The organism is Streptomyces sp. NPDC021100, assembly GCF_044333095.1.
Lineage (GTDB): Bacteria > Actinomycetota > Actinomycetes > Streptomycetales > Streptomycetaceae > Streptomyces.
Map to the genome: position 1 here is coordinate 59,934 of NZ_JBIRQH010000001.1, position 26,149 is coordinate 86,082.

26 protein-coding genes are annotated in these 26,149 nt (G+C 73.2%); 3 read left to right on the forward strand and 23 right to left on the reverse strand.

Annotated elements, in window-relative coordinates:
* Positions 1–200: 200 nt before the first annotated feature.
* The 16 genes from dprA to proS form a co-directional block, all read right to left on the reverse strand.
* Positions 201–1,370 carry a DNA-processing protein DprA gene (dprA, locus tag ACH4PU_RS00270; protein WP_398264013.1) on the reverse strand — a complete coding sequence of 390 codons (1,170 nt, stop codon included), beginning with the start codon at positions 1,368–1,370 and terminating at the stop codon, positions 201–203.
* 173 nt (positions 1,371–1,543) lie between these two features.
* Positions 1,544–3,175, reverse strand: a complete 1,632-nt coding sequence (locus ACH4PU_RS00275; RefSeq protein ID WP_398264015.1) for a YifB family Mg chelatase-like AAA ATPase — start codon at positions 3,173–3,175, stop codon at positions 1,544–1,546.
* On the reverse strand, positions 3,175–3,534 hold the full coding sequence (locus tag ACH4PU_RS00280; RefSeq protein ID WP_398264017.1) for a YraN family protein: 360 nt from the start codon (positions 3,532–3,534) through the stop codon (positions 3,175–3,177). The genes ACH4PU_RS00275 and ACH4PU_RS00280 overlap by 1 nt, the downstream gene beginning before the upstream one ends.
* A 93-nt stretch (positions 3,535–3,627) precedes the next feature.
* Complete coding sequence (locus ACH4PU_RS00285; RefSeq protein ID WP_004944840.1) at positions 3,628–3,936, reverse strand: DUF2469 domain-containing protein; 309 nt, start codon at positions 3,934–3,936, stop codon at positions 3,628–3,630.
* Between the two features lie 39 nt (positions 3,937–3,975).
* Positions 3,976–4,479, reverse strand: a complete 504-nt coding sequence (locus tag ACH4PU_RS00290) for an NUDIX hydrolase (RefSeq protein WP_398264019.1) — start codon at positions 4,477–4,479, stop codon at positions 3,976–3,978.
* Complete coding sequence (lepB, locus tag ACH4PU_RS00295) at positions 4,472–5,251, reverse strand: signal peptidase I (protein WP_398265269.1); 780 nt, start codon at positions 5,249–5,251, stop codon at positions 4,472–4,474. The genes ACH4PU_RS00290 and lepB (ACH4PU_RS00295) overlap by 8 nt, the downstream gene beginning before the upstream one ends.
* 197 nt (positions 5,252–5,448) lie before the next feature.
* Positions 5,449–6,498, reverse strand: a complete 1,050-nt coding sequence (lepB, locus tag ACH4PU_RS00300) for a signal peptidase I (RefSeq protein ID WP_398265272.1) — start codon at positions 6,496–6,498, stop codon at positions 5,449–5,451.
* A gap of 189 nt (positions 6,499–6,687) precedes the next feature.
* Positions 6,688–7,338 carry a signal peptidase I gene (lepB, locus tag ACH4PU_RS00305; protein WP_398264021.1) on the reverse strand — a complete coding sequence of 217 codons (651 nt, stop codon included), beginning with the start codon at positions 7,336–7,338 and terminating at the stop codon, positions 6,688–6,690.
* A 151-nt stretch (positions 7,339–7,489) separates the two neighbouring features.
* Complete coding sequence (gene lepB, locus ACH4PU_RS00310; RefSeq protein ID WP_398264023.1) at positions 7,490–8,314, reverse strand: signal peptidase I; 825 nt, start codon at positions 8,312–8,314, stop codon at positions 7,490–7,492.
* A 45-nt stretch (positions 8,315–8,359) separates the two neighbouring features.
* Positions 8,360–8,710 (reverse strand): 50S ribosomal protein L19, encoded by a 351-nt coding sequence (rplS, locus tag ACH4PU_RS00315; protein WP_004944863.1) that lies wholly within the window; start codon positions 8,708–8,710, stop codon positions 8,360–8,362.
* A 130-nt stretch (positions 8,711–8,840) separates the two neighbouring features.
* Positions 8,841–9,662 (reverse strand): tRNA (guanosine(37)-N1)-methyltransferase TrmD, encoded by an 822-nt coding sequence (gene trmD, locus ACH4PU_RS00320; protein WP_398264026.1) that lies wholly within the window; start codon positions 9,660–9,662, stop codon positions 8,841–8,843.
* Positions 9,662–10,249 (reverse strand): ribosome maturation factor RimM, encoded by a 588-nt coding sequence (rimM, locus tag ACH4PU_RS00325; protein WP_398264028.1) that lies wholly within the window; start codon positions 10,247–10,249, stop codon positions 9,662–9,664. Before rimM ends, trmD begins: the two co-directional genes overlap by 1 nt.
* A gap of 109 nt (positions 10,250–10,358) precedes the next feature.
* Positions 10,359–10,598, reverse strand: coding sequence for an RNA-binding protein (locus tag ACH4PU_RS00330; protein ID WP_004944869.1), 240 nt, complete (start codon positions 10,596–10,598; stop codon positions 10,359–10,361).
* Positions 10,599–10,600: 2 nt separating this feature from the next.
* Complete coding sequence (gene rpsP / locus ACH4PU_RS00335) at positions 10,601–11,041, reverse strand: 30S ribosomal protein S16 (RefSeq protein WP_398264031.1); 441 nt, start codon at positions 11,039–11,041, stop codon at positions 10,601–10,603.
* Positions 11,042–11,246: 205 nt separating this feature from the next.
* Positions 11,247–11,837 carry a hypothetical protein gene (locus ACH4PU_RS00340; protein WP_398264033.1) on the reverse strand — a complete coding sequence of 197 codons (591 nt, stop codon included), beginning with the start codon at positions 11,835–11,837 and terminating at the stop codon, positions 11,247–11,249.
* A 237-nt stretch (positions 11,838–12,074) separates the two neighbouring features.
* Positions 12,075–13,490, reverse strand: a complete 1,416-nt coding sequence (proS, locus tag ACH4PU_RS00345; protein WP_398264035.1) for a proline--tRNA ligase — start codon at positions 13,488–13,490, stop codon at positions 12,075–12,077.
* 286 nt (positions 13,491–13,776) lie between these two features.
* Here proS and ACH4PU_RS00350 point away from each other — a divergent pair, with 286 nt between their 5' ends.
* The gene (locus ACH4PU_RS00350) at positions 13,777–14,601 is read left to right on the forward strand and encodes a class I SAM-dependent methyltransferase (protein WP_398264037.1); all 825 of its coding nucleotides are present in this window, start codon (positions 13,777–13,779) and stop codon (positions 14,599–14,601) included.
* 93 nt (positions 14,602–14,694) lie between these two features.
* On the opposite strand, the gene ffh is transcribed toward ACH4PU_RS00350, so the two are convergent.
* The 5 genes from ffh to ACH4PU_RS00375 form a co-directional block, all read right to left on the reverse strand.
* A complete protein-coding gene (gene ffh, locus ACH4PU_RS00355) occupies positions 14,695–16,239 on the reverse strand; it encodes a signal recognition particle protein (protein ID WP_398264039.1) in 1,545 nt (514 codons plus the stop codon).
* Positions 16,240–16,508: 269 nt separating this feature from the next.
* On the reverse strand, positions 16,509–18,887 hold the full coding sequence (locus tag ACH4PU_RS00360) for a [protein-PII] uridylyltransferase (RefSeq protein WP_398264041.1): 2,379 nt from the start codon (positions 18,885–18,887) through the stop codon (positions 16,509–16,511).
* A 22-nt stretch (positions 18,888–18,909) separates the two neighbouring features.
* Positions 18,910–19,248, reverse strand: a complete 339-nt coding sequence (locus ACH4PU_RS00365) for a P-II family nitrogen regulator (protein ID WP_398264043.1) — start codon at positions 19,246–19,248, stop codon at positions 18,910–18,912.
* Positions 19,245–20,576, reverse strand: coding sequence for an ammonium transporter (locus ACH4PU_RS00370; RefSeq protein ID WP_398264045.1), 1,332 nt, complete (start codon positions 20,574–20,576; stop codon positions 19,245–19,247). The genes ACH4PU_RS00365 and ACH4PU_RS00370 overlap by 4 nt, the downstream gene beginning before the upstream one ends.
* Positions 20,577–20,969: 393 nt before the next feature.
* Positions 20,970–22,376, reverse strand: coding sequence for a hypothetical protein (locus ACH4PU_RS00375; RefSeq protein WP_398265275.1), 1,407 nt, complete (start codon positions 22,374–22,376; stop codon positions 20,970–20,972).
* Positions 22,377–23,015: 639 nt separating this feature from the next.
* On the opposite strand from ACH4PU_RS00375, the gene ACH4PU_RS00380 reads away from it, so the two are divergent.
* The gene (locus tag ACH4PU_RS00380) at positions 23,016–23,687 is read left to right on the forward strand and encodes a bifunctional DNA primase/polymerase (RefSeq protein ID WP_398264047.1); all 672 of its coding nucleotides are present in this window, start codon (positions 23,016–23,018) and stop codon (positions 23,685–23,687) included.
* A gap of 269 nt (positions 23,688–23,956) precedes the next feature.
* On the opposite strand, the gene ftsY is transcribed toward ACH4PU_RS00380, so the two are convergent.
* A complete protein-coding gene (gene ftsY, locus ACH4PU_RS00385) occupies positions 23,957–25,195 on the reverse strand; it encodes a signal recognition particle-docking protein FtsY (RefSeq protein ID WP_398264049.1) in 1,239 nt (412 codons plus the stop codon).
* 53 nt (positions 25,196–25,248) lie between these two features.
* Between ftsY and ACH4PU_RS00390 the strand changes: the two genes are divergently transcribed.
* The gene (locus tag ACH4PU_RS00390; RefSeq protein ID WP_398264051.1) at positions 25,249–25,536 is read left to right on the forward strand and encodes a hypothetical protein; all 288 of its coding nucleotides are present in this window, start codon (positions 25,249–25,251) and stop codon (positions 25,534–25,536) included.
* Between the two features lie 119 nt (positions 25,537–25,655).
* Here the strand turns inward: ACH4PU_RS00390 and ACH4PU_RS00395 are convergent, their stop codons facing one another.
* Positions 25,656–26,036: a toxin-antitoxin system YwqK family antitoxin gene (locus ACH4PU_RS00395; protein ID WP_398264053.1), complete on the reverse strand. Its 381-nt coding sequence runs from the start codon at positions 26,034–26,036 to the stop codon at positions 25,656–25,658.
* Positions 26,037–26,149: the final 113 nt, after the last annotated feature.

Below are 26,149 nucleotides of genomic sequence, written 5' to 3' on the forward strand. Positions count from 1 at the left end.
GAGCGACCGTGTCCCTCGGGCCCGCTCGGCGGTCCGCACGGCCGCCGGCCGAGAGCACAGCCACCGGACGTGCTCTCGGCCGGCGGCCGTGCCCCGGGACCGTGCGGGGCCCGGCGGGGGCGCGGCCCGGCGCCGGGGCCGCCGGGGTCACCGCGGTCTTGGCGGTCATGTCCTTAACCCTTTCACCCGATCGCCCCAGGTCAAGAACCGCCTCGCCGCATGGAGGGGCGCCGTCCGAGGGGCTTGGAGGGGACGGATGTTGACGCCCGCGCGACCGGGCGCCAGTGGTCGCCCCGGCGTGCGACGAAGCCCAGGCCGTGCAGTTCGTAGAGCCTGCCGAGCGTGGTGTCCCTGCTCAGCCCGGCGTTGAGGGCGATCCGGGCGGTGTCGCCGCCGGAGCCGGGGACGGCTTCCAGGACGGCCGCCGTCTGAGGGGCGAGCAGGTCCCGGGGGACGGCGGGCCCCCGGCGTTCGGGCGCCAGCTCCCCCATGGCGCCCACCAGTTCGGCGACCTCGTCCGCGTCGGTCACCAGTGTGGCGCCCTCGCGCAGCAGTTCGTGCACGCCGGCCGAGAGGCCGGAGGTGACCGGGCCGGGGACGCCCATCGTGTGCCGGCCCAACGCCCGGGCGCGCCGCGCCGTGACGAGCGAACCGCTGCGGTACTCCGCCTCCACGACGACCGTGCCGCGGGTGAGGGCGGCGATGACCCGGTTCCGCAGGACGAACCGGCCGCGGGTGGGGTGGCCGCCCGGCGGCAGTTCGGCGAGGACGAGGCCCTGTTCCGCTATCCGGCCGAGCAGTTGGGCGTGGCCGCGCGGGTAAGGCACGTCCACTCCGCAGGCCAGGACGGCCGCGGTCGCCCCGCCGGCGGCGAGCGCCCCGCGGTGGGCCGCGCCGTCGACCCCGTACGCGGCGCCGGAGACGACCACCCAGCCGCGCTCGGCGAGGCCGGCGCCGAGGACGGCGGCCATGTGCGAGCCGTAGTCGCTGCACGCCCGGGCGCCCACCACGGCCACGGAACGCAGCGCCCACAGCCGGAGGTCGGCGGTCCCCCGCACCCAGAGGCCGAGCGGCCGGGCGTCCCCGAGGTCGTCGAGCTGCGTCGGCCACTCGGGCTCGCCGGGACAGACGAACCGCCCGCCGAGCCGTGCCACGGAGGCGAGGTCACCCGCCGGATCGAGCGCGGCGGCCCGGGCCCGGCACCCGGCCAGCCGCTCGCTCCTGGCCCCCTTGGGCGGCGGCCCGCCCCCGAGGAGCCCGCGTACGAGGGCGGGGGCGCCCAACTCCCGCAGCCAGCGGCCCACGACCTCGTCCCCGGGCTCGGTGAGCCGCGTCAACGCGACCCGGGCCAGCCGCTCCTCGTCGCCCACGGCCCCACGGGCGACAACGGCCCCGGCAGCGGCCCCGGCACCGGCGTCCGCACCGTCGGCGGCGGTCGTCCGTGCGCCCGCCCGTCCGCCGGCCACCACGCCGGCGTCCCGGCCGGCTTCACCGGCTCCGGCGCCCCCTCCGGCCCCGGCACCCACACCGTCCCGCACCCCCGTCACAGCAGCCCCCCGGCCCCGGCCGCCACCGCGCCCCGCCGGACGCCGGTGCGCAGTTCGAGCGCCTGACGGACGTCGTCCGCCGACGGCCGGGCGTGGCCCGCCAGGTCGGCGACGGTCCAGGCGACCCTGAGCACCCGGTCCAGCCCGCGCGCGGTGAGCAGGCCGCGTTCCATGTCCCGTTCGGCATCCCGCAGGGCCTCCGGCTCGACGAGCCAGCGGGTGCGCAGTTCGTGCCCCGGGACCTCGCTGTTGGTGCGCCAGGGCGTGCCCGCGTACCGCGCGGCGGCCCGTTCGCGGGCGGCCCGCACCCGGGCGCCGACCGTCGCGGAGCTCTCGGCGCCCGGGCCGAGCCCCACCAGCTCCGCGCGGGCCACCGGTTCGACGGTCACCCGGAGGTCGACCCGGTCGAGCAACGGCCCGGAGAGGCGGGCCAGATAGCGCCGTACGGTCCTGGGCGCACAGTCGCAGCCGTCCCCGCTGAGCCCGTGCCGACCGCACGGACAGGGATTGGCGGCCAGGGCCAGCAGGAACCGGGCCGGGAGCCGCATCACCCCGCCCGAGCGGGCCACCACCACCTGCCCGGACTCCAGCGGCTGCCGCAGGGCGTCCAGGACACGAGGGGAGCATTCGGGCGCCTCGTCCAAAAACAAAATCCCATGGTGAGCCAGCGACACCGCGCCCGGCCTGGGCATCCCCGAGCCCCCGCCGACCAACGAGGCCATCGAGGCCGAGTGGTGCGGTGCGCAGTAGGGCGGCCGGTCGATCAGCGGCTGGCCGGCCGGGAGGGTGCCCGCCACCGAGTGGACCGCCGTGACCTCCAGCGACTCCTCCGGGGTGAGCGGCGGCAGCAGGCCGGGCAGCCGCTCGGCGAGCATGGTCTTGCCCGCGCCCGGCGGGCCCAGCAGGAACAGGTGGTGCCGCCCGGCGGCGGACACCTCCAGCGCCCGGCGCGCCCGCTGCTGGCCCGCGACCTCGGCGAGGTCGGGCGTGTGCCCGCGGTCTCCGCCGGAAGCCGCGCCCGCGCCCATGCCCTGGCCCGCGCCGGGCACCGCCAGCCCGGCGAGCAGCGGGTCGGGGCGGCCGTCCCGTTCGGGGTCCGCCTCCTCGGGCACGGGCTCGTCGGTGAGGACGGCCACCAGCTGGCGGAGGCTGCGCACCCCGAGCACCGCGACGCCGGGCACCAGCGCCGCCTCGGCGGCGGCGCGCTCGGGGACGACGACCTGCCGGTACCCGGCGTCCGCCGCCGCGAGGACGGCCGGCAGCACGCCCCGCACCGGGCGGACCCGGCCGTCGAGGCCCAGTTCCCCGATCATCACCAGGTCGGCGATCCGCCGCGGGTCGATGCGCTCGGCGGCGCCCAGCACCGCGCAGGCGACGGCCAGGTCGAAGCCGCTGCCGCCCTTGGGGACGGACGCGGGGCTCAGACCCACCGTCAGCTTCCGCTGTGGCCACTCGCCGCCCGAATTGGAGATGGCGGCGCGGACCCGGTCCCGGCTCTCGGAGAGGCTCTTGTCGGGCAGCCCGACGAGGGTGAAGGCGGCGACGCCGGGTTCGAGGTCGGCCTGGACCTCGACCACCACCCCTTCCACCCCGACCAGGGCGACCGAGCACGTACGGGCGAAGCCCATCACGCCACCCCCCTGACGTGCTGCACCTCGGGGGCGCCCCGCTCCGGGAGCACCACGCCGACCAGGTCGATACGGACCCCGCCCGGGGGCGGGCCGCCGTACCGCTCCAGCCAGCGCCCCGCGAGCCGGCGCAGCCGCTCGGTCTTGACGGCCGTGAGGGCCGCCATCGGATGCTGGTAGGCGCCCGCCCTGCGGGTCTTCACCTCGCACACGACCAGCGCGTCCCGGTCGTGCGCCACCACGTCGATCTCGCCCTCGCGGCAGCGCCAGTTGCGGGCCAGCACCGTCATCCCGGCCTCCGTCAGCCGGCGTACCGCCAGGTCCTCCCCGTAGCGCCCCAGCGCCCGTCGCGCGTCCATCCGCACCACCTCCCGGGACCGACGGTGCGGCCTCCGGGCGGAAGTGGGGGATCTTGGTCGAATCCTGTGGACAACCCGCCGGTTGTGGAGAACTCAGCCACTCGGAAGGTCGAGATCGCTCTTGTTGAGCTCCTCGATGTTGACGTCCTTGAACGTCAGGACCCGCACCTGTTTGACGAAGCGGGCGGGCCGGTACATGTCCCAGACCCAGGCGTCCGCCATCGAGACCTCGAAGAAGACCTCGCCCTGGACGGAGTGGACCTGCATCTCGTAGTCGTTGGTCAGGTAGAAGCGCCGCTCGGTCTCGATCACGTATTTGAACAGACCGACGACGTCGCGGTACTCCCGGTAGAGCTTCAGCTCCATCTCGGTCTCGTACTTCTCGAGGTCCTCGGCGCTCATGGCATGTTCCCCTTCAGCCGTGCGTCCCCCCATTGTGCGTCAGGCGCGTTCCGTCTCCAGGCGCACCGGCACCTGCGGGGGACCGTCTCGGAGCAGCGTGCTCAGCAGCTCGGCGAGCCTGGTCGGATACACCGTCTCATGGGTGGCGAGGAGTTCACCGCAGGTCCACCAGCGGAGTCCGGTCACACTGCGGCGTTCCAGCTCGGTCCCGCCGCCGGTCCAGGCGCCCGCCTGCCGGGTGCGGGCCAGGTAGTAGCGCTCCTCCTGGTCCCACCGGCGGCCGTCGAAGGGGAACGAGCAGGTGCGCCGCCACAGCGGCGGGCCGAGCTCGATCTCCGTGATCCCGGTCTCCTCGGCGAGCTCGCGGCGGGCCGCCGCCTCCCAGTCCTCGTCGCCCTCCAGTCCGCCGCCCGGAGTGAACCACCAGGTCCGCCCGGGGTCGGCGGGTTCGAAGCCGTGCAGCAGCAGGATCCGGTCCCGGGCGTCGAGCAGGACGACGCGGGCCGCCCGCCGGGTCTCCTCGGTCCGTGCCGCGTCAGCCATGGGGCGCCACCGCCTTCCCGGTCCCGTCGGAAGACCCGCGCGAAGCCGTCCGCCGCGTCAGCAGGCGGGCGAGCGGGCCGTACGCCGCACCTCCCAGGATGAGCGCCGCGCCCACCACGACGGCGATGGCCAGCAGGCGCACGGGGCCGGGCCGCGACGTACCGCCGGGCAGGGCGTCGAACGCGGCGGGGCGGGACAGCACGCCCAGGTCACCGGCCGGCCAGAGCACGGCGTCCACCCGCGCGCTCACCGCGTCGCGCGGGATCGCGCCCTGGTCCTTGCCCAGGTGGGAGCGGGAGTCGACGGAGTCGGCGCGGTGGTCGCCGAGCAGGAACAGCTCCCCCTTGGGCACGGTGGCGGAAAAGCCGCTGGAGACCGGGCCGAAAGCGCCGGACGCCGGTCCGTCGCCGTGCAGATACGGTTCCTCTACGGGGGTGCCGTTGATCGTCATCCGCCCCCGCCGGTCGCAGCAGGCGACGGTGTCGCCGCCGACCCCCACCACGCGTTTGACCATGGCCATGTCGCCCCACACCTTGTCGTGGAAGACGACGACGTCGCCGCGCCGGACGTCGTCCCCGTCGATCCGCTGGGCGAGGACGCGCGCGCCGCGGGCGATGGTCGGGGCCATGGAGTCGGTGGGGACGGTGTACGGCTTGTAGACGAGCGCCGCCCACGCGAAGCCGCCGAGGAAGAGGACGGCGCCGAGGGCCACGGCGATCCCGGACACCAGCCTGCCGGCACGTCCCGGACCACCGCGTTCCGCTCCGCCCATCGCGTCCCCCACCCGTAGAAGATCCGCTCCCCGCGCCGGGGCATGGAATCGCACCCTACCCGCGGTACGGGAGCGGCGTCAGCCCTCCCGGCCGGGAGGCCGGGGGCGGGCGGACGGGGGCGGACGGGCGGGCGGACCACGCCGTCAGGCGCCCGGAGGCCGGAACACACCGCCAGGCCCGGGGCCGGAGCGCGCCGTCAGTCGCGCACGGCCGCGGCGCGGGAGGCGAGCAGCCGGCGGCGGCGCCACAGCACCAGCGGGACGGCCCCCGCGAGGCCCAGCGCCGAGGGCGCCCCGGCGGCGGCCGCGCCCAGACCGGGCTGGTCGAAGGTGTCGGGGACGGGCAGCGTCGCCCAGCGGTTCAGCGGCCAGGCGACGACGATCGCGCGGCCGACGACGTCGTCCACCGGCACGAAGCCGCCGTCCTCGTCCTGGTGCCAGCGCGAGTCCATCGAGTTCTGCCGATGGTCGCCCATCACCCACAGCTTGCCCTTGGGCACCGTGACCGGCCCGAAGGGCTTGTCGCTGCACGGGGTGTCCCCGGGGAAGATGTACGGCTCGTCGAGCGCCTTGCCGTTGACGACGACGGGGTTGTTGCCGCCCTTGCACTCGACCTTGTCGCCGCCGACCGCGATGACCCGCTTGATCAGGTCCTTCTCCCCGGCGGACGGCATGAGCCCGACGAAGCTGAGGACCTTCTGCACCCCGTTGCCCACCGGTCCGGACTGTTCGCCCGGGGTGTCCTTCAGCCAGCTGCCCGGATCGTGGAAGACGACCACCTCGCCGCGCTCGGGCTCGGCGCCGAACCAGGGGGTGAGCTTGTCGACCAGCACCCGGTCGCCGCGCTGGAGGGTGTCCTGCATCGACTCGGAAGGGATGGAGAACGCCTGCACCAGGAACGTCTTGATGAAGAGCGCGAGGATCAGCGCGACGCCGATCAGGATCGGCAGTTCCTTCCAAAAGGACCGCTGCTTCCCGGCTTTTCCGTCCTTTCCGGACTTACCGCCCTTCCCCGGCGACACCGGCTCCCCGGGCTCCCGGCCTTCCGGCAGGTCACCGCCCGCCGGCCCGTCCGGAACCCGGCCGAGATCGTCCGGTGGCGGGGGCCCTCCCGGGCCCCCGTGAGGCCCTTGGGGCGAAGGGGGCGAGGCAGGCGAGAGGGGAACGCGTTCCCCCGCGGCCGGGTCCCCGGCACCGTCCGGGCGCTTCTCGGGCTCTCCATGGCCGGACCGGGCGCCGACCGCCACATCCCCCACATCCACTCCTCACTCCGCGCTGTCGCCTGTCGCCATCCGCCGCAGGCCCGCCACTCCCTTAACGAGCGGGAGTTCCACAGGGGTCGGGGTCCGGATCATCCCGTTCACCCCGCCCGTCCAGGAACGTCCTCACCCTCCGGAACGGGCCCGCCGGAGCCGAGGAGACGTCGGCCACCTCCGTCACCCCGGCAGCCGGCGCCAGTGCCCCGGCGGCCAGGCGATCACCATGGCACGGCCGATGACCAGGTCTTCCGGGACGGTACCGTGCCCGGACTCGGCGAGGTGGAACCGTGAATCGGCCGAGTCGGAGCGGTGATCCCCCAGCACGAACAGCCGCCCGCGCGGCACCCGTACGTCGAACGGCAGCTCGGACGGCGGATTTCCGGGGTGCACATACGGCTCGCGGACCGGCGAACCGTTGACCATGATTTTGCCGCTCGCGTCACAGCACTTGACCCTGTCCCCGCCGACCGCGACCACCCGTTTGATCAGGTCCTGCTCCCCCGCGGACGGCAGCAGCCCGACGAACGACAGCACCCGCCGCCCGGCCCTGACCGCGGCCGACCCCTCCCCGGGCTCCCCCGCCTCCCCCAGCCAGTCCCCCGGGTCCTTGAACACCACCACGTCCCCCCGGCTCGGCCGGTCGCCGAACCAGGGCGTCAGCTTGTCGACCAGCACCCGGTCGCCGATCCGGATCGTCTGCTCCATGGAGCCGGAGGGGATCACAAACGCCTGCACCAGGAACGTCTTCAGCACCAGAGCGATCAGCAGTGCCACCGACAGCAGCACGGGAACCTCGGTGACCAGGGACTTCCGCCGGTTCCGCCGCACCCGTCGCGCCGCCAGACGACGCGCCGCCCTCCCGCCCGGCGCGGAACCCGCCGGCCGGGGCCCGTACCGCACCCGGGGACGCCCGTACCGTCCGTGGGGGCGCCCGTACCGCCGGCCCGCCCCCGTACCCCGCCACCACCGGGGCCCGCCCCTACGGTGCCCCACGCGCACCCCCGCCATGGCCGCGCGGCTCGGGCACGTCGTCGAAGGTGCCCGGCCGGTCCAGCGCGGTCCACCGGCCGAGCGGCCAGCCGATCCACTCCGCCCGGCCGATCACCCGGTCCACCGGAACCATGCCGCCGCCCGGCTCCCCCAGGTGGTCGCGCGAGTCCCGGGACGCGCTGCGGTGGTCGCCCAGGACGAACAGCCGCCCCTCCGGCACCACCACCTGGAAGGGCACCCGCGAGGCCGTGTCGCCGGGGAAGAGGTAATTCTCGGTGATCACACGTCCGTTGACCGACAGCCGGCCCCGGTGGTCGCACACCACCCGGTCCCCGCCGACCCCCACGACCCGCTTCACATAGTCCGTCGGCGCCGGCTGCATCAGGCCGACCGAGGAGGCGACCTTGCGCACCGCCTTCGTCACCGCGTTCTCGGCCGGCTCCTCCTGGACGAACGACCCCAGGCCGTCGAAGACGATCACGTCCCCGCGCCGCGGCTCGTCGCCGAAGCGGTAGGCCAGCTTGTTGACCAGTACCCGGTCGCCGGGCCGCAGGGTGTTCTCCATCGACGCCGACGGGATCACGAACGGCTGCACCACATACGCGCTGACCAGCATCACGAGGCCCAGGCAGCAGACCAGCAGCACCCCCGCCCGGCGCAGCGGCCCGCCGCCGGTCACCCACCGCCACACCCGCCGGGGCGACCCGGCGAGCGTCGAACGGCCCGGTATGCGCGAAGAGCGCGACCGCTGCTCCTCGCCCCCTTCGGGGTGGGGAGAGCGGTCGCGCTCCGAAAGCTGTGCGTCGGTGTCCATCGGTCCGAGAGCCTATCCGGCCGGACCCGGACGCCGGGCGGAAGCTCAGTTGTCGCGCTTCTCCTTGATCTTCGCGGCCTTGCCGCGGAGCTCACGGAGGTAGTACAGCTTGGCGCGACGGACGTCACCGCGGGTCACGAGCTCGATCTTCTCGAAGATCGGGCTGTGGACCGGGAAGGTGCGCTCGACGCCGACCGAGAAGGAGACCTTGCGGACGGTGAAGGTCTCGCTGATGCCCGCGCCCTGGCGGCGGATGACGACACCCTTGAACTGCTGGATGCGGGAGCGGTTGCCCTCGATGACGCGGACGTGGACGTTCACGGTGTCACCGGGACGGAAGGCGGGGACGTCGGTGCGCAGCGACGCGGCGTTGACGTTGTCGAGCAGGGAGGACATGAGTCGTCTCTTCCTCGCCGATGCCACAGGTCATCGGCGGAATTCGTGCGGAAAGTAAGGGCGCCGTACTGCCCCCGGCGAACGTCGTTCCCCCTGTGGCAGGGGCGCGCGCCGGACGCAAGGCAACGGCTTATTCTTCCACGTCCGGGGCCACTCGCCCAAATCGGCCGTCGGGACCCGGGGCCCAGCCGAGGATGGAGAGCATCTCGCGGTCCTTCTTGTCGAAGGACGCGGGGTCGGCGCGCTCGATGAGGTCCGGCCGGTTGACGTCGGTGCGGCGGAACGCCTCGTCGCGGCGCCAGCGGGCGATCTTCCCGTGGTGGCCGCTGAGCAGCACGTCGGGGATGCCCCGGCCGCGCCACTCCGGCGGCTTGGTGTAGACCGGGCCCTCCAGCAGGTCGGCCATGGCGCCGGGGGCGAAGGAGTCGTCGCGGTGCGACTCGGCGTTGCCGAGGACGCCGGGCAGCAGCCGGGCGATGGCCTCGACCATGACGAGCACCGGGGCCTCGCCGCCGGCCAGCACGTAGTCGCCGATCGAGACCTCGCGGACGTCGAACCGCTCGCCGTACTCCTCGATCACCCGGCGGTCGATGCCCTCGTAGCGGGCGGGGGTGAAGACCAGCCAGGGCTTGGCCGACAGCTCGACGGCCAGTTCCTGGGTGAAGGGCCGGCCGCTGGGCGTGGGGACGACGATCGTCGGCACGTCCTCGCCGGAGCCGGAGCCCGAGCCGACGACGGAGTCCAGCGCCTCACCCCACGGCTCGGGCTTCATCACCATGCCGGGGCCGCCGCCGTACGGGGTGTCGTCGACGGTGTTGTGCTTGTCGTGCGTCCATTCCCGCAGGTCGTGGATGCGGACGTCGAGCTGCCCACGGGCGCGGGCCTTGCCGACGAGCGAGACGTTCAGCGGTTCGAGGTACTCGGGGAAGATCGTGACGACGTCGAGGCGCATCAGCGGTCACCCTCGTCACCGCTCTTGTCACCAGACTCTTCGCCGGACTCGTCCCGGCTGCCGGCGATCACGGCCCGCTCGGCGTCGAGCAGCCCGGGCGGCGGATCGACGACGGCGCGCTGCGCGTCCAGGTCGATCTCGGTGACGATCTCCTCGACGAAGGGGATCATCACCTCGCCGCCGTCGGGGCGTTCGACGATGAAGAGGTCCTGCGACGGCAGGTGGGCGATCTCGGTGATGCGGCCGACCTCGGTCCCGTCGACCGTGACGACGTCCAGGTCCACCAACTGGTGGTCGTAGAACTCGTCGGGGTCCTCCGGGGTCTCGTCCGGGTCGACGTCCGCGATCAGGAGGGTGTTGCGGAGCGCCTCGGCGGCCGTCCGGTCGGGGACGCCGGCGAACCGCAGCAGCAGCCGGCCGCTGTGCACCCGGCCGCTCTCGACGGTGAGCGGTCCCACGCCGGCGGGGTCGGTGACCAGTACGGCGCCCGGGCCGAGCCTCAGCTCGGGCTCGTCCGTCCGCACCTCGACGGTGACCTCGCCCTTGATGCCATGGGCGCGGCCGATCCTGCCCACTACGAGCTGCACGATTCCGTTCCTTCTCCACGATCCTGGGGCGCCCCGAAACGCCCCTCCCACACGACAACGGGCCGGGAAGGGGATCCCTTCCCGGCCCGTGCCGATGCCTGCCGCCCGTTCAGCGAACCTGGTCCACGTCGACGAGGTCGACGCGGATGCCCCGGCCGCCGATGGCGCCCACGACGGTCCGCAGCGCTCGGGCGGTACGGCCGTTGCGGCCGATCACCTTGCCGAGGTCGTCCGGGTGGACCCGGACTTCCAGCACGCGCCCGCGGCGCAGGGTGCGTGACGCCACCTGCACCTCGTCGGGGTTGTCGACGATGCCCTTGACCAGATGTTCAAGGGCCTCCTCCAGCATGCTCAGGCCTCGGTCGACTCAGCGGACTCGGCGGCGTCGGCAGCCTCGTCCTTCTTCCCCGACTTCTTGGCCTTCGGGGTGATGGCCTCACCCTTCGCCTCGTTGGCCTCGAGGGCCTTGGTGAACGCCTCGAACGCGGCGCGCTTGTCCTTGGGCTCGGCCACGAGCATCGGGGCCGGGGCCGGGAGGCCCTTGAACTTCTGCCAGTCGCCGGTGACCTTGAGGATGGCCATGACGGGCTCGGTCGGCTGCGCGCCGACACCCAGCCAGTACTGGACGCGCTCGGAGTTCACCTCGATGCGCGAGGGGTTCTGCACCGGGTGGTACAGGCCGATCTCCTCGATGGCCCGGCCGTCACGGCGGGTACGGGAGTCGGCGACGACGATGCGGTAGTGAGGCGAACGGATCTTGCCCAGACGCTTCAGCTTGATCTTGACTGCCACTGGAGTGGTGTCTCCTGGTCTTGACGTGGTGGGCACAACAAGATGCCACGTGGGGTTGCGGTACTCGGAGTGCCCGATGGACGCGTCAGCCGGAGGAGAGAGGGGTCCTGTACGACTGTCGAGTACAGCCCCCCATTGTGCCATACGCGCCCGGACGCACGAACATCACCCGACCCCGGCCGGAGGGCGCCGGCCGGGGCCCGCGTCACCCCACGGACATCGCCTCGGGGATGCGGAACGGCTGGCCGCAGCCACCGCACATGATCGGCGCCTGGGCGAGCACGGACGGCACCACGCGGACGTTCCGCCCGCAGTCGCACACGGCCTTGACCCGCACGCCGCCGCCCGACGAACCGTGCCGGGCGGCCGGTCCGCGGAAGGTGCGCGAGGTGTCGGCCGTGGTGGCCATCGTGTGCGCCTTCAGGGCGCGCTGCAGTCTGTCGATGGTGGCGCGGTAGCGGCGGCGCGCCTCCGGGTTGAGCACGACCAGGGAGAAGCCGCTGCTGGGATGCGGCTCGTCGCTGTGGTCGAGGCCCAGCTCCTCGGCGATCGCCAGGAACCGGCGGTTGTGGTAGCGGCCGGCGCGTGAGGTGTCCCGGACACCGCGGGCGGCCGCGATGCCGTGCACTGCCTCGTGCAGCAGCCTTTCGAAGGAGAGCTCGGCGCCGCACGCGGACGACGACTCCCCGATCAAGGATTCGGGCGCGGCGAGATCCGGCAGCTCGGGGTGGAACCGCTGAATGTCGGCCCACGCCTGCGCCAGTTCTGCGGCGAGAACAGGTGGTGTCGTGCTCACGTCGTGACAACGAGTCGGGACCGCCCGGTGTTCCGATACCGGGCCATCCCAAATAATTTGCACGTACCAGTCAGTATCCCTGCGATACCGGGCCACCCGCCGCGACGAGGGCGGGTACCCCGATCTGCACAGAAGTACGGAGAAGCCGCAGAAGTACGCGCACCTGTTCGCAAGCCGGGGCGAAACTGACGCACGAGTCAGTCCCGCCCCGGCCGGGGTTCGGTGACGCCCTGAACCTCAGTAGGCCCGCGCGACGATGGCCAGCGCGCCCGGGGCGTCGTCCGTCTCCGGCACCCCGCCGTCCTCGGTCACCAGGCAGCGCACGGTCACCGCCCGCTCGGCCAGCTTGGCCTCGCCCTCGGCGCCCAGCACCGACCACGGGATCCGCGCCCAGCCACCGGCGACGGCGGCCTCGGCGGCCTCCTCGATGGTGGACACGTCCGACGTCCGCTCCTCGCGGCGCTCACGGGACTGGCTCAGCAGCAGCGCCTGGTCCTCCTCCAGCACCTTGGGCAGCAGCGCGGTGAGCTCCTCGATGCGCACCGGCTCCTTGCCGCCGGGGATGCGGCGGGCCAGCATCGCGGTGCCGTTCTCCAGGTCGCGCGGGCCGATCTCGATGCGGACCGGAACGCCCTTGAGCTCCCAGTCCACGGCGCGGCGGCCGAAGGGGGTGTCCGTGCGGTCGTCGACCTGGACGCGGACGCCCGCGGCCTTCAGCCGGTCGCCGATCTCACGGACCTTGGCGATGACGGCGTCGTCGCCCTTGATCGCGAGGACGACGGCCTGCACCGGCGCCAGGCGCGGCGGGACGCGCAGGCCGCTGTCGTCGCCGTGCGACATGATCAGGCCGCCGACCATACGGGTCGAGACGCCCCACGAGGTCTGCCAGACGAGCTCCTGCTGCCCGTCCTTGGACAGGTACGAGGTGTTGAACGCCTTGGCGAAGTTCTGGCCGAGCTCGTGGCTGGTGCCCATCTGGAGGGCCTTGCCGTCGCGCATCATGCCTTCGAGCGTGAGGGTGTTGATCGCGCCGGCGAAGCGCTCCTTGGGCGTCTTGCGGCCGAGGACCACGTCGATGCCCAGGACGTTGACCATGAAGTCGTAGTACACGTCCCGGTGGATGCGCGCCGCGTAGTCGCGCGCGTCCTCGTAGGTCGCGTGCGCCGTGTGGCCCTCCTGCCAGAGGAACTCGCTGGTGCGCAGGAAGACGCGGGGGCGCATCTCCCAACGGACCACGTTGGCCCACTGGTTGATCAGCAGGGGCAGGTCGCGGTAGCTCTGCACCCACTTGGAGAAGTACTCGTTGATGATCGTCTCGGAGGTGGGCCGGACGACGACCGGCTCCTCCAGCTCCTTGCCGCCGCCGTGCGTGACGACCGCGAGCTCGGGGGCGAAGCCCTCCACGTGCTCGGCCTCGCGCGTCAGGTACGACTGCGGGATGAACAGCGGGAAGTACGCGTTGGAGGCGCCCGCGTCCTTGATCCGGGCGTCCATCTCCTGCTGCATGCGCTCCCACAGCCCGTAGCCGTACGGGCGGATGACCATGGTGCCGCGCACCGGGCCGTTGTCGGCCAGTTCGGCCTTGTTGATCAGGTCCTGGTACCAGCGCGGGAAGTCTTCCGCCTGCGGAGTGAGAATGGGAGCCTTTGCCATGGTGCGAATGGTACGGGCCCGGTCGGGCCGAGTGTGAATCCGTCCGGCCGCAACCCCGCGTTGTCGGCCCGTTCAGGGTTTGCGGCTGGGTATTCATCTCATGCGGTCCGGCGCGGCACATGCCATCTTGGGCGGTGGGGGAACTTCTCGCCGTACCCCCTGGACTCCCGGGCGGAAGCGGGGTTCCCTGGCTTGGGGGGCGGTTCGGCGGAACCGCGTGCACGACAGCACATGGGGGGCGGCACTTCGGTCAGGAAACCGAATTCGGTGGATTGGGGCGCATGCGATGACACCCACGCTCGTGCGACGGCACCGGCCGTCCCCGTCGCCGCCCCGGTCGCGGGTCCGCGACTGGGCGGAAATCCAGGAACGCATGCTCGTGCCGCTGTACGAAGCGGTCTACGAGCGGCTGGAAGTCGATGACGGGACCCGGTTGCTGAGCCTGGGCTGCGGATCGGGACTGGCCTTGCTGATGGCGGCCTCCCGCGGAGCCACCGTCAGCGGCATCGACACGGACGAACGCCGGCTCGACCTCGCCCGGGAGCGGCTGGCGGCCCACCCCTCCAGCGTGCCGGTCCGGCTGGGACACGGCGACGTGAACGGCGTCGCGGATCCCGCGGACCCCCCGTTCACCCTCGTCACGGCCTTCGACCCGCTCTACTGCGCGGGCGGCGGCGCCCGGGAGATGGCGGAGGCGCTGCGGCAGGCCGCCGCGCGGTCCCGGCGCGGCGCGCCGGTCGTGCTGGCCGGCTGGGGCCCGCCGGAGCGCTGCGCTGCCTCCGGAGCGCTCCGGGTGGCGGCCCGGCTGGCCGACCCGATGGCCACCGCGGCGCACTGGCGGCCGAGCGGCCGGGACGACCTGGAGGACCTGGCCCGGATGGCCGGGCTGCGGCCGGACGGCTCGGGGCGGGTCTCCTGCCCGTACGGCTACGCGGATCTGGCGAGCGCGGTCCGCGGGCTGCTCTCGACGGGCGCCTTCGACGCGGCCACCCGGACCACCGACCAGGAGCAGGTGTCGAAGGAACTCACCGAGGCCGTCCACCCGTATCTGCGCGGGGACGGCACGGTGTGGATGCCGAATGTGTTCCGCTATCTCATCGCACGCGTGTAGTAACGGCGGGTGTGACAACGGCGGGGCGCCCGGGGGCAGGTGAAAAGCCCCCGGCCGGCGGCCGGGGGCTTGTTCGGTCTCAGGCGGTGCGCCTCAGCCCATGAACTTCTTGAATTCGTCGGGGAGTTCGAAGTTCTTGGCGTCCTGGCCGGCGGGCAGGCCCAGCGGGTTGGCCGCGGCCTGTTCCCGGCGCGCGGCGGCGGCCTGCTCCTCCGCCTTGCGCTTCATCGGGTTGCCGCTCTGCCGCTTGCCCTTGCTCTGCTTCTGCTGCTTCTTCTTCTTGCCGGCGCCGCCGCCCATCCCGGGGATCCCCGGCATGCCCGGCATACCGCCGCCCTGCGCCATGCGCGACATCATCTTGCGGGCGTCGAAGAAGCGCTCGACCAGGTTCTTGACCGCGCTGACGTCCACGCCCGAACCCTTGGCGATACGCGCCCGGCGCGAACCGTTGATGATCGTCGGGTCCTGGCGCTCGGCCGGCGTCATCGACTTGATGATCGCGGCCGTGCGGTCCACGTCGCGCTCGTCGAGGTTGTTGATCTGGTCCTTGATCTGCCCCATGCCGGGCAGCATGCCGAGCAGCTTGGAGATGGAGCCCATCTTCCGGACCTGCTCCATCTGGGCCAGGAAGTCGTCGAGCGTGAACTCCTTGGGGCCCTTCGCCAGCTTGGCCGCCATCTTCTCGGCCTCGGCCTGGCTGAAGGTCTGCTCGGCCTTCTCGATCAGGGTGAGCATGTCGCCCATGTCGAGGATGCGGGACGCCATGCGGTCCGGGTGGAACGCGTCGAAGTCGTCCAGCTTCTCGCCGTTGGAGGCGAACATGATCTGCTTGCCGGTGACGTGCGCGATAGAGAGCGCGGCACCACCGCGGGCGTCGCCGTCCAGCTTGGACAGCACGACGCCGTCGAAGCCGACGCCGTCCCGGAACGCCTCCGCCGTGTTGACGGCGTCCTGGCCGATCATCGCGTCGACGACGAACAGCGTCTCGTCCGGGTTCACCGCGTCGCGGATGTCCGCGGCCTGCTGCATCATCTCGGCGTCGATGCCGAGGCGGCCGGCGGTGTCCACGATGACGATGTCGTGGACCTTGGACTTCGCGTACTCGATCGAGTCCTTGGCCACCTGCACCGGGTCGCCCACGCCGTTGCCCGGCTGCGGCGCGTAGACGGCCACCCCGGCGCGCTCGGCGACGACGCTGAGCTGGTTGACGGCGTTGGGGCGCTGGAGGTCGCAGGCGACCAGCAGCGGGCTGTGGCCCTGGCTCTTCAGCCAGAGGCCGAGCTTGCCGGCGAGGGTCGTCTTACCGGCACCCTGGAGACCCGCGAGCATGATCACGGTCGGGGCGGTCTTGGCGAAGCGGAGGCGGCGGGTCTCGCCGCCGAGGATCCCGACCAGCTCGTCGTTGACGATCTTGACGACCTGCTGGGCCGGGTTGAGGGCCTTGGAGACCTCTTCGCCGGTGGCGCGCTCCTTGACCTGCTTGATGAAGGCCCGGACGACCGGAAGGGCGACGTCCGCTTCCAGCAGGGCGATGCGGATCTCGCGAGCGGTGGCGTCGATGTCCGCCTCGCTCAGGCGCCCCTTGCCGCGGAGGCTCTTGAAGGTGGCTGCGAGGCGATCGGAAAGGGTATCGAACACGGCGCTCGTCGGTCCTCGGGGTCGGGGGCGGTGTGAATCGCCCTCCAGGGTATCCGCACCTTCGGTGGGGGTGGCCCCGGTCCCGCCCTTTCTCCGTTTCCTGGGGCTGCGCCCCAGACCCCCTTGTCGCGGCTTCGCCGCTCGTCCTCAAGCGCCGGACGGGCTGGATTCAGCCCGTCCGGCGCTTGAGGACAACCGCGCAGGGGGCTGGGGGCTCGCCCCCAGGAAACGGAGAAAGGGCGGGACCGGGGCACAGCCCGCCGCAGGCGCTACCGCAACGCCCGCTCCACCGCCTCAGCCACAGCCCCCGCCTCCCGCAGAGGAACCCCATCCACCCCCGTCACATAAAACGCATCCACCACGCTCGCCCCCAACGTCGACACATGCGCACTCCGCACCCACACCCCCGCCCCCTCCAGCGCCCGCCCGATCCGGTACAGCAGCCCGGGAGCGTCCTCGGCCCGCACCTCCAGGACGGTCGCGTCGTGGGATCCGCCGTCGCAGACGGAGACGGAGGGCGCGGCCGGAGGCAGGGCACGGCGGCGCCCCGCGTAAGCCGCCTCGCGCTCCGCCAGCCGCCCCCCGACATCCAGCGACCCGTCCAACGCCCGCACGAGATCGTCCCGCAGCCGCACCCCCGACGGCGGATCGCCGTACTCCGCCGCCACCCGCCACCGAAGTAGCAGGACGCCGGCGACCGACCGCAGATCCGCGGCCCGCACGGTGAGCCGCCGCAGCGCGAGCACGCCCGCGGCGGCGGCCAGCACGCCGGGCTGGTCGGGGACGGCCATCAGCAGCTCCACACCGTCGTCCCCGACGGACAGCGTCACCACCGGCGAGCCGGAGCTCCGTGCCTCCGCCGCGAGGCGCTCCTGCGCGGCGGAGGGCTCCGGGGCCTGCGCGCGCCCGGCGGCCGACTCCCCCGCCAGGGCCGCCGCCGCCCGCCGCACCAGACCGGAAACCAGCGACGCCCGCCAGGAGTTCCACGCCGCCGGCCCGGTCGCGAGCGCGTCCGCCTCCGTGAGGGCGTGCAGCAGATCCAGCGTCGGAGCGTCCGGAACCGCCTCCGTCACCACCCGCACCGTCGCCGGATCGTCGAGGTCCCGCCGGGTCGCGGTCTCGACGAGCAGCAGATGGTGCCGGACGAGAACGGCGAGGGTGGCCGCGTCCCCGGGCCCGAACCCGAGCCGCGGCGCGACCTCGCGGGCGACGGCCTCCCCGGTCACCGAATGGTCACCGGGCAGCCCCTTCCCCAGATCGTGCAGGAGCGCCGCGACGAGAAGAAGATCCGGGCGGTCGACCCGACGCGTGAGGGCGGCGGCCCGGACGCACGTCTCGATCAGGTGCCGGTCGACGGTCCACCGGTGGACGGGATTGCGCTGCGGCCGGCAGCGGACGCGTTCCCACTCCGGCAACAGCCGGGACATGACGCCCTCCGCCTCCAGCGCCTCCCACACGGCGACGGTGTGCGGGCCGGCCCCGAGGAGCGTGACGAAGTGCTCGCGCGCCTCGGCGGGCCAGGGTGCGGGCAGCGGTCCGGCGGCGGCCAGCCGGCGGACGGTGTGCGCGGCGAGCGGCAGTCCGGCCCGGGCGGCCGCGGCGGCGGCGCGCAGGGGCAGGACGGGGTCGTGCTCGGGCCGGGCCGTCCGGGCGAGGACCGCCTCGCCGTCCTGTTCGACGACGCCCTCGGCGAGCGGGAGCCGTTCCGGTTCGGTGAAGCCGCCGCGCCCGCCCCGGCCCCCGAGCACCCGCCGCACCCGGGGCCGTCCGGAGCGCGCCCGCAGGACCCGGCCGGCCTCGCGCCAGACGACGTCGGCCGCGTACGCGACGGTGCCCGCCGCCTCGTAGACGCGGCGCAGCAGCGCGTCGGCGTCCGGGTGGCCGAGGGCGGCGGCGACCTGGTCCTGTTCCTGGAGGGTGAGGCGGTCGGTGGCGCGGCCGGTGGTGAGGTGGAGGGCGTCGCGGGTGTCGAGGAGCAGTTCGCGGGCGGGCTCCAGGCCAGCGCGGGGGGCGTCGGCGAGCCAGGAGGCGGCGACGGCGCGCAGCGCGGTGGCGTCGCGGAGGCCGCCACGGGCCTCCTTGAGGTCGGGTTCGAGGAGGAAGCGCAGGTCGCCGTGGTGGCGGGCGCGTTCCTCGCCGAGTTCGCGGAGTTCGGGCAGCCGGGCGGGGGCGCGGTCGCGCCAGTCGGCGTAGGCGGTGGCGCGGACGGCGGCGGTGAGGGCGGGGTCGCCGGCGAGGTGGCGGGCGTCGAGCAGGCCGAGGTGGACCTTGAGGTCGTCGGCGGCGGTCCGGCGGGCGCCGGCCGGGGTGCGGACGGCGTGGTCGAGGGCGAGGCCGAGGTCCCAGACCGGGTACCAGAGGCGGTCGGCAACGGCGGCGACGTGCGCCGGGTCGGCGCCGGGCGCGTGCAGCAGGAGGAGGTCGAGGTCGCTGCGGGGCGACAGTTCGCCGCGGCCGTAGCCGCCGACGGCGGCGAGGGCGACGCCGTCGGCGCGGCCGAGGAGGCCGGTGAGCCAGCCGTCGGTGAGCCGGGCGAGCTCGGCCCGCAGGGCCGGCCCGCTGCGGCCGCGGTCGTGCAGCAGGCGCAGCCGGGCCGCCGCGTAGCAGTCGGTGCCCGAGTCGGCGGATCGCAGGTGGGTTTCGGTCAACTCGGGCTCCCTGGTGGGTGGTTCAGAGGGCGTCGGGTCCGCGTTCGCCGGTGCGGACGCGGACGACGGTCTCGACGGGGACGACCCAGACCTTGCCGTCGCCGATCTTGCCGGTGCGTGCGGTGCGGACGATGACGTCGACGACGTCGGCGGCGTCCGGGTCCTCGACGAGGACCTCGATGCGGGACTTGGGGAGGGTGTCGATCCGGTACTCGGCTCCCCGGTAGACCTCGGTGTGGCCGCGCTGCCTGCCGTGTCCCTGCACGTCGCTGATGGTCAGCCCCTGGATGCCGAACCGCTGCAGGGCGTCCTTGATCTCGTCGACGCGGTGCGGTTTGACGACGGCGGTGACGAGCTTCATGCGTCCACCTTCTTGTTGTCCGGCGTGTTGTCCGGTCGGTCTTCCGGCCGGTCTTCCGCCCGGAGGGACTCCGGCCGCCGGTCCGGGGCGGGCGCGCCGCGGAGGGCCGTGGTGGCGCTGGTACCGCCCACCGCGCTGTGGTCGTACGCGGTCTCGGCGTGGAACGCCCGGTCGAGCCCGGCGATCTCGTCGTCCTCCGTGGCGCGGAAGCCGACGATACGGTCCACGAGCTTGGCGAGCAGCCAGGAGACGGCGAACGAGTACGCCATGACCGAGAACGCGCCGGCGGCCTGCCGGCCGAGCTGGGTGGCACCGCCGACGCCGTCGACGGCGAGGACGCCGACGAGGAGGGTGCCGATGACGCCGCCGACGAGGTGGACGCCGATGACGTCGAGCGAGTCGTCGTAGCCGAGGCGGAACTTGAGGCCGACGGCCCAAGAGCAGGCGATTCCGGCGACGAGGCCGATGAGGATCGCGCCGAAGGCGTTCACGGCGGCGCCGGACGGGGTGATGGCGACGAGGCCGGCGACGGCTCCGGAGGCGGCGCCCAGGGTGGTGAAGGCGCCGTGCCGGACGCGTTCGTAGGCGAGCCAGCCGAGCATCGCGGCGCCGGTGGCCACCTGGGTGTTGAGGGCCATGGTGGCGGCGGTGCCGTTGGCGGCGAGCGCCGAACCGGCGTTGAAACCGAACCAGCCGAACCACAGCAGGCCCGCGCCGAGCATCACCAGGGGGAGGCTGTGCGGGCGCATGGGGTCCTTGCGGAAGCCGATGCGCTTGCCGACGACGAGGAGGGCGGCGAGGGCACCGACGCCCGCGTTGATGTGGACGGCCGTACCGCCCGCGAAGTCGATCACCTTGAGCTTGAACAGCCAGCCGTCCGCGTGCCAGACCCAGTGGGCGACCGGGAAGTAGACCAGGCTGACCCAGAGGGTGATGAACAGGCACCACGCGCTGAACCGCACCCGGTCGGCGAGGGCGCCGCTCATCAGGGCGGGCGTGATCACCGCGAACATCAGCTGGAAGAGGGCGAAGGCCAGGACCGGGATCCCCTCCTTGCCGCCCGTGAGCGTCTCCGGCCTGATCCCCCTGAGGCCCACGTGCCCGAGGTCGCCGAGCACTCCTCCACCGATGTCGTCACCGAAAGCGAGCGAGTAGCCGTAGAGCACCCACAGCACGGTGACGATGCCGAGGGAGACGAACGACATCATCAGCATGTTCAGAGCGCTCTTCACCCGGACCATTCCGCCGTAGAAAAAGGCCAGGCCGGGTGTCATCAGCATCACGAGCGCGGCGCTGATCAGTACGAACGCGGTATCCGCTCCATTCACGATCCGTGTCTCCTCGCAGCGGGGCCCGTGCCCCCGTGCGGGCGGGGTTCGCTGTGGGCCGGTGGTGCCTCGAGGCTGACGCAGCGCGGTTTCGGTCAGGGCAGCCGGTTGTTTCGCGCCGGTGACGAAGGCGGCGGGAGTGTTACGGGCGGGTGAAGCGCGTGGGGGTTCCGGTGCGCGGCGGGGTGACCGTACGGCCGCCGCGGTCACCCTCCGCGAAGAAGGCCGACCGCGGCGGCCGTCCGACGTCTGACTGGCGTGGGGGAGCCGAGTCGGGCTGTACGGGACGGTCGCCGCGGCCGGGGTCTGGGGGCCGTGCGTCCTGCGGGGGCCGAGGGCCCGGCGGGTCAGGCGGGAGCAGCGGGCCGGGTCAGGCGGGCTGTTGAGGCGGGCTCAGGCAGGAGCGGGCTCCACGGATTCCGGCAGATGGAGCGCGAGCTGCTCGGTGAGGTCGCGGACCTCGTCGACGCCCCCGAAGTCGCGGACCGCGGTGTCGACGGTCTTGCGGAGCCGGTTGTTGACCCGCTCCGAGCGCACCTGCTTGGCGATCCGCAGGGCCTTGGCCAGATGGACGGTGGACGCCTCGGGCTCCCGTTCCATGAGGTCGACGGTGGCCAGGCCGATCAGGTTCAGGGCGTAGGAGCGCTGGTGCTCGCCGTCCTCCTCGAAGAGGTGGACGGCCTGCAGCATCTTGGGGCGGGAGAGCGAGGCGTACATCGGGCTGCGGCCGGCGACATAGGCCAGGTCGCGGTAGGAATGGGCGTTCTCGGCGTTCAGCTCGGCCTCGGAGAAGAAGCGGATCCAGTCCGGGTCACCGTCCGCGGGGGTGCAGTCGGAGAAGCAGTCCTCCGCCATGCCGACGGCGCGTTTGCACTTGGCGGGCTGGCCCATGGTGGCGTACGCCCGGGCCTCCATCGCATACAACATGGCCTGGATGCGGGGCGTCGCCGTCTCGCGTGATCCGTACTGCCCGAGGTGGATCAGTTCGAGCGCGTCCTCGGGCCGGCCGAGGTGGATCATCTGCCGGCTCATGCTGGAGAGGACGTACGAACCGAGGGACCGGTCGCCGGCCTCCTTGGCGGCGTGCAGGGCGAGCACGAAGTACTTCTGGGCGGTGGGGTGCAGACCGACGTCGTAGCTCATCCAGCCCGCGAGCTGGGCGAGTTCGGCGGCCACCTTGAAGAGGCGTTTGGACGTCTCGTCGGCCTGCGGCTCCTGGAGCAGGTCGGTGACCTCGTGGAGCTGCCCGACCACGGCCTTGCGGCGCAGGCCGCCGCCGCACTGGGCGTCCCAGGCGCGGAACATCTTGGTGGTGGACTCCAGCAGGTCCAGTTCCGGCTTGGAGAGCCGGCCGCGGCGGGAGCGGTCGCCGCCGGCGGGCGGCGTGGCGCCCGCCGGCGAGGTGGGGACCAGCCAGCGCTGCATGGGCTCGATCAGGGCGGACCCGGCCGAGAGGGCGAGCGAGGTACCGAGGAAGCCCCGCCGGGCGAGCATCAGGTCGCTGCGCGAGAACTCGCTGATCATCTCCACGGTTTGCGGGGCGGCCCAGGGCAGGTCGACGCCGGACGCGGAGGGTGACAGGTGGGCGGTGCGGAGGCCGATGTCCTCCACGCCGACGACGCAGCCGAACCGTTCGGAGAAGAGCTCGGAAAGGATCTTCGGGATGGGCTCGCGCGGCTGCTCGCCGTCCAGCCAGCGGCGGACCCGGGAGGTGTCGGTGCTGATGTGGTGGGCGCCCAGCTGCCGGGCCCGGCGGTTGACCTGCCGCGCCAGCTCGCCCTTCGACCAGCCGCTGCGCAGGAACCAGGAGTTGAGCTGCTCGTTGGGGCGCTTCTCCGACTTCTCGACCTTCTCCGCCTTCCGGGCGCTCCCCGCCGCGTCTTCCGCCTTCTTCCCTGCCTGCTCAGCCCTGTCGGCACCGCCGGTGCCGCTGACGCTGCCGTCCACTGGAACGCCCCCATCCAGACCGTCCGCTCCCGCGCTCACCCGCACGGGACCGCTGAGTCGCGAACCACCGGCGCACCGCGCCGCTCACGCCGCCCGCCACCCACACCACGCCATCGCGGCACAACGGCCGCACGGGCAAAGGGAGAACGGGTGCGAACGTGGTGGCGGCACCCCGTGGCGCCGCCGCGGTTCACACACCGAAAGTAATCCTACGATCACGGTCTAAGCGAGTGCAGTCCAGTAAACGCCACCATTCGCCACCCCAAGGAATGAACGCGCCACGCCCGCCGCGCGATTGACTTGACATGGGCACCGGAGAGCACGGGGGACCGGCGTCCGGCAAGGGGTGAACTGGCGCACGACACGGCGCGCGCCGCAGGTCACACACCCCGCCGCACACCGTCGCGCCGCCATGAAGCAGGTCCCGCGACGGTACGTGTCCAGGACACTCCGACCCGTAACCAACCGCGTAGAGGACCCGTTGGAGGGGGCATGGGCTTCACAATCGGCGGCATCCGGGACCTGCGTGCGAGTTCTCGGCGCCGGGGCCGTACGTCCGATGACGTGACCGTGGTCGCGGAGTGCACCGGACTGTGGGGCTGGGACGTGGTGCCCGGCGCCCGCGCGGTGCGCGCCGGGCAGCAGGTGTCGTGTTCGTGCGGGGCCGGCGACTGTCCCTCCCCCGGAGCCCATCCCCTCCCCTTCGCCCCCGTCGTCCCGGCGGGCGCCACCCTGGACGAGGCCGCGGCCGCCTGGGCGCGGGTGCCCGGCGCCGCCGTCCTGCTGCCGGTGGGACGGTCGTTCGACGCCCTGGAGGTCTCGGAGGCCGCCGGCCGGCACGCGCTCGCCCGGCTGGAGCGAATGGGGCTCCCGCTGGGCCCGGTGGCCCTCACCCCGCACGGCCGCGCCCTGTTCTTCGTCGCCCCGGGGGCCGCCGCCGAACTCCCGCAGCTGCTCTACCGGATGGGCTGGGACGACGCCCGGCTCGACCTGCACGGCCTCGGCATCGGCGATCATGTCACCGCGCCGCCGTCCGACTTCGCCGGGCTCGGCCCGATGCGCTGGCTGCGCCCGCCGGCCCTGGACACCGCCTACCGCCCGCCGGAGGCCCGGCTGCTGCTGGGCACCCTCGCGTACGTCTGCCACCGCTCGGGCGCGGCCTGACGCCCGACCCGCCGGACGCCGACCCGCCGGGCGCCGACGCCCGCACCGCCCCCACGCGCGCTCCCCCACGCGCACCTCCGCCGCCGGCCGGCGAGCCCCGGGCCGTCCAGGACCGTCCAGCAGCTTTCGGCGAGCCCCGGACCGTACGGCCGCACCCCGACCCCGCGCAGCCGCACCCCGCCCTCGTACCGCCGCCCCCGGAACGCGAAACGGGCCCTGCCGCGCGTCTCCGCGGCAGAACCCGTTCCCACGCTCCGGCGAGCCGCCCGTCAGTCCCCGATCAGGGCGTCGACGAACGCCTCCGGCTCGAACGGCGCGAGGTCGTCCGCGCCCTCGCCCAGGCCGACCAGCTTCACGGGCACACCCAGCTCGCGCTGGACGGCCACGACGATGCCGCCCTTGGCCGTTCCGTCGAGCTTGGTGAGCACGATGCCGGTGATGTTGACGACCTCGGCGAACACCCGGGCCTGGACCAGGCCGTTCTGTCCGGTGGTGGCGTCCAGGACGAGCAGCACCTCGTCGACCGAGCCGTGCTTCTCGACGACGCGCTTGACCTTGCCGAGCTCGTCCATGAGCCCGGTCTTGGTGTGCAGGCGGCCGGCGGTGTCGATGAGGACGACGTCCGCGCTCTCCGCGATGCCCTCCTTGACCGCGTCGAACGCGACCGAGGCGGGGTCGCCGCCCTCGGGCCCGCGGACGGTACGGGCGCCGACGCGCTCGCCCCAGGTCTGGAGCTGGTCGGCGGCGGCGGCGCGGAAGGTGTCGGCCGCGCCGAGGACGACGGACTTGCCGTCGGCGACGAGGACGCGGGCGAGCTTGCCGGTGGTGGTGGTCTTGCCGGTGCCGTTGACGCCGACGACCATGACGACGCCGGGCTTCTCCTCACCGTTGACACCCACGCCGGGCTCGGTGTGCACGGCACGGTCGGCGTCGGTGCCGATGAGGTTCAGGAGCTCCTCCCGGAGCAGGTCGCGCAGCTCCTCCGGGGTGCGGGTGCCGAGCACCTTGACGCGCTCGCGCAGCCGCTCGACCAGCTCCTGCGTCGGCGCGACGCCGACGTCGGCGGTGAGCAGGGTGTCCTCGATCTCCTCCCAGGTGTCCTCGTCGAGGTGCTCCCGGGAGAGCAGCGTGAGCAGCCCCTTGCCCAGGGAGTTCTGCGAGCGCGAGAGGCGGGCGCGGAGCCGGACGAGGCGGCCGGCGGTGGGCTCGGGCACCTCGACGGCGGGCGCCTCGGGCTCGGGCGCCGGCTCTTCGGGGGCCTCCGGGGGGGCCGCCTCCTCTTCCGGGGCCGGCGGGAGCTCGACCTCCTCGACGGTGCGGCGCTTCTCTTCGCGCGGGGTCTCGGCCTCCTCGCCGACGTGGGGCTCGGCGGGCGGCGCGGTGACGGACGGGCTGCTCGGCGGCGGAGCCGGGGGCAGCTGCTTCTTCTTGCGGCTGCTGACCACGAGCCCGCTGATCGCGCCGAGCACGACCACAGCGATGACTACAGCAAGGATGACGATTTCCATAACGGACCCAGTATCGGACACCGAAGGTCGCGAATCGCAGAAGCCGCGAACTCGTGACGGTACGCGCACGGGCCGTCACTTCATCTTGCGGCGCCGCGGTCGGCGCCGAGTCCAGCAGCATGCTCGGCTGGGTCATGCTCCTGGCCGGGGTGGCCCTGATCGTGACCGCCTGCCTCATCGGGGGCGGCGGCGCTGCTCCCGGCTCGGCCGGCGTGACCCGCTTGTTCGCCGTGCTCGGCAGCTTCGGGGTGAGGAGCGCGAGCAAGGCCTACCCAGGGGCCGGCCTGGATCGGGACCAGCCCGCCGCCATCCGCGATCCGCACCGGATCTTCGTCCGCTGACGACGGGCCTGGCATCAACCGCTGGGCCTGGGCCCCACAGCCTGCCGGGCCGGGACGGGTAACTCGGTCGACTCGGTCGGGCGAGGAAGCCTCAGGCCGGCTCGTCCGGTGCGGCCGGATCAGCCGGGTCGGCGGATTGCTTTGTCCATGGTGAGCTCACCGGCGGCGTTCCAGCGCTTTCTGCTCATCATCCGGCCGTGCTCGTCCAGGACGACCAGCTCCGACAGCCGGCCGTCGGAGTGCCAGTGCCGCCACTCACCCACGGCGGCGCCCATCCTGGTGACGCCCTCGGTCCGCTTGGTTCCGTCCGGCCACCACGCCTGCTGCGGCCCGTGTTCGACGCCGTCGGCGTAGCTGAAGAGCATCACCAGCTGCCCGCTGTCCGCGTGGCTCTCGACCTCGCCGGTGAAGAGTGCGTCCTGGTAACAGGTGCGCCCGTACTCGTCCAGCTGCACCTGATCGGCACCGATTCGCATCGCCTGCTCCGTCACGGGGGTCATGGCCGCTCTCTCGACCGTGGATCAGTGTTTCTTTGGGGCGTTCTCGACGTCAAGCAGCGTGCGAAACGCTTCGGCCGAAGCGCTTCGCACTGGCGGCACCGGCTGCTCGCGAC

Bases quoted from the DNA above. Each gene is read 5' to 3' on its own strand.
- ACH4PU_RS00275 (WP_398264015.1), bottom strand. From the start codon at position 3,175: ATGGGCTTCGCCCGTACGTGCTCGGTCGCCCTGGTCGGGGTGGAAGGG.
- ACH4PU_RS00330 (WP_004944869.1), bottom strand. From the start codon at position 10,598: ATGCTGGAGGAGGCCCTTGAACATCTGGTCAAGGGCATCGTCGACAAC.
- lepB (WP_398264023.1), bottom strand. From the start codon at position 8,314: ATGGACACCGACGCACAGCTTTCGGAGCGCGACCGCTCTCCCCACCCC.
- ACH4PU_RS00395 (WP_398264053.1), bottom strand. From the start codon at position 26,036: ATGACCCCCGTGACGGAGCAGGCGATGCGAATCGGTGCCGATCAGGTG.
- rplS (WP_004944863.1), bottom strand. From the start codon at position 8,710: ATGTCCTCCCTGCTCGACAACGTCAACGCCGCGTCGCTGCGCACCGAC.
- ACH4PU_RS00280 (WP_398264017.1), bottom strand. From the start codon at position 3,534: ATGGACGCGCGACGGGCGCTGGGGCGCTACGGGGAGGACCTGGCGGTA.
- ACH4PU_RS00380 (WP_398264047.1), top strand. From the start codon at position 23,016: ATGGGCTTCACAATCGGCGGCATCCGGGACCTGCGTGCGAGTTCTCGG.
- ACH4PU_RS00350 (WP_398264037.1), top strand. From the start codon at position 13,777: ATGACACCCACGCTCGTGCGACGGCACCGGCCGTCCCCGTCGCCGCCC.
- lepB (WP_398265269.1), bottom strand. From the start codon at position 5,251: ATGGGCGGAGCGGAACGCGGTGGTCCGGGACGTGCCGGCAGGCTGGTG.
- trmD (WP_398264026.1), bottom strand. From the start codon at position 9,662: ATGCGCCTCGACGTCGTCACGATCTTCCCCGAGTACCTCGAACCGCTG.
- ftsY (WP_398264049.1), bottom strand. From the start codon at position 25,195: ATGGAAATCGTCATCCTTGCTGTAGTCATCGCTGTGGTCGTGCTCGGC.
- ACH4PU_RS00365 (WP_398264043.1), bottom strand. From the start codon at position 19,248: ATGAAGCTCGTCACCGCCGTCGTCAAACCGCACCGCGTCGACGAGATC.
- ACH4PU_RS00290 (WP_398264019.1), bottom strand. From the start codon at position 4,479: ATGGCTGACGCGGCACGGACCGAGGAGACCCGGCGGGCGGCCCGCGTC.
- proS (WP_398264035.1), bottom strand. From the start codon at position 13,490: ATGGCAAAGGCTCCCATTCTCACTCCGCAGGCGGAAGACTTCCCGCGC.
- ACH4PU_RS00285 (WP_004944840.1), bottom strand. From the start codon at position 3,936: ATGAGCGCCGAGGACCTCGAGAAGTACGAGACCGAGATGGAGCTGAAG.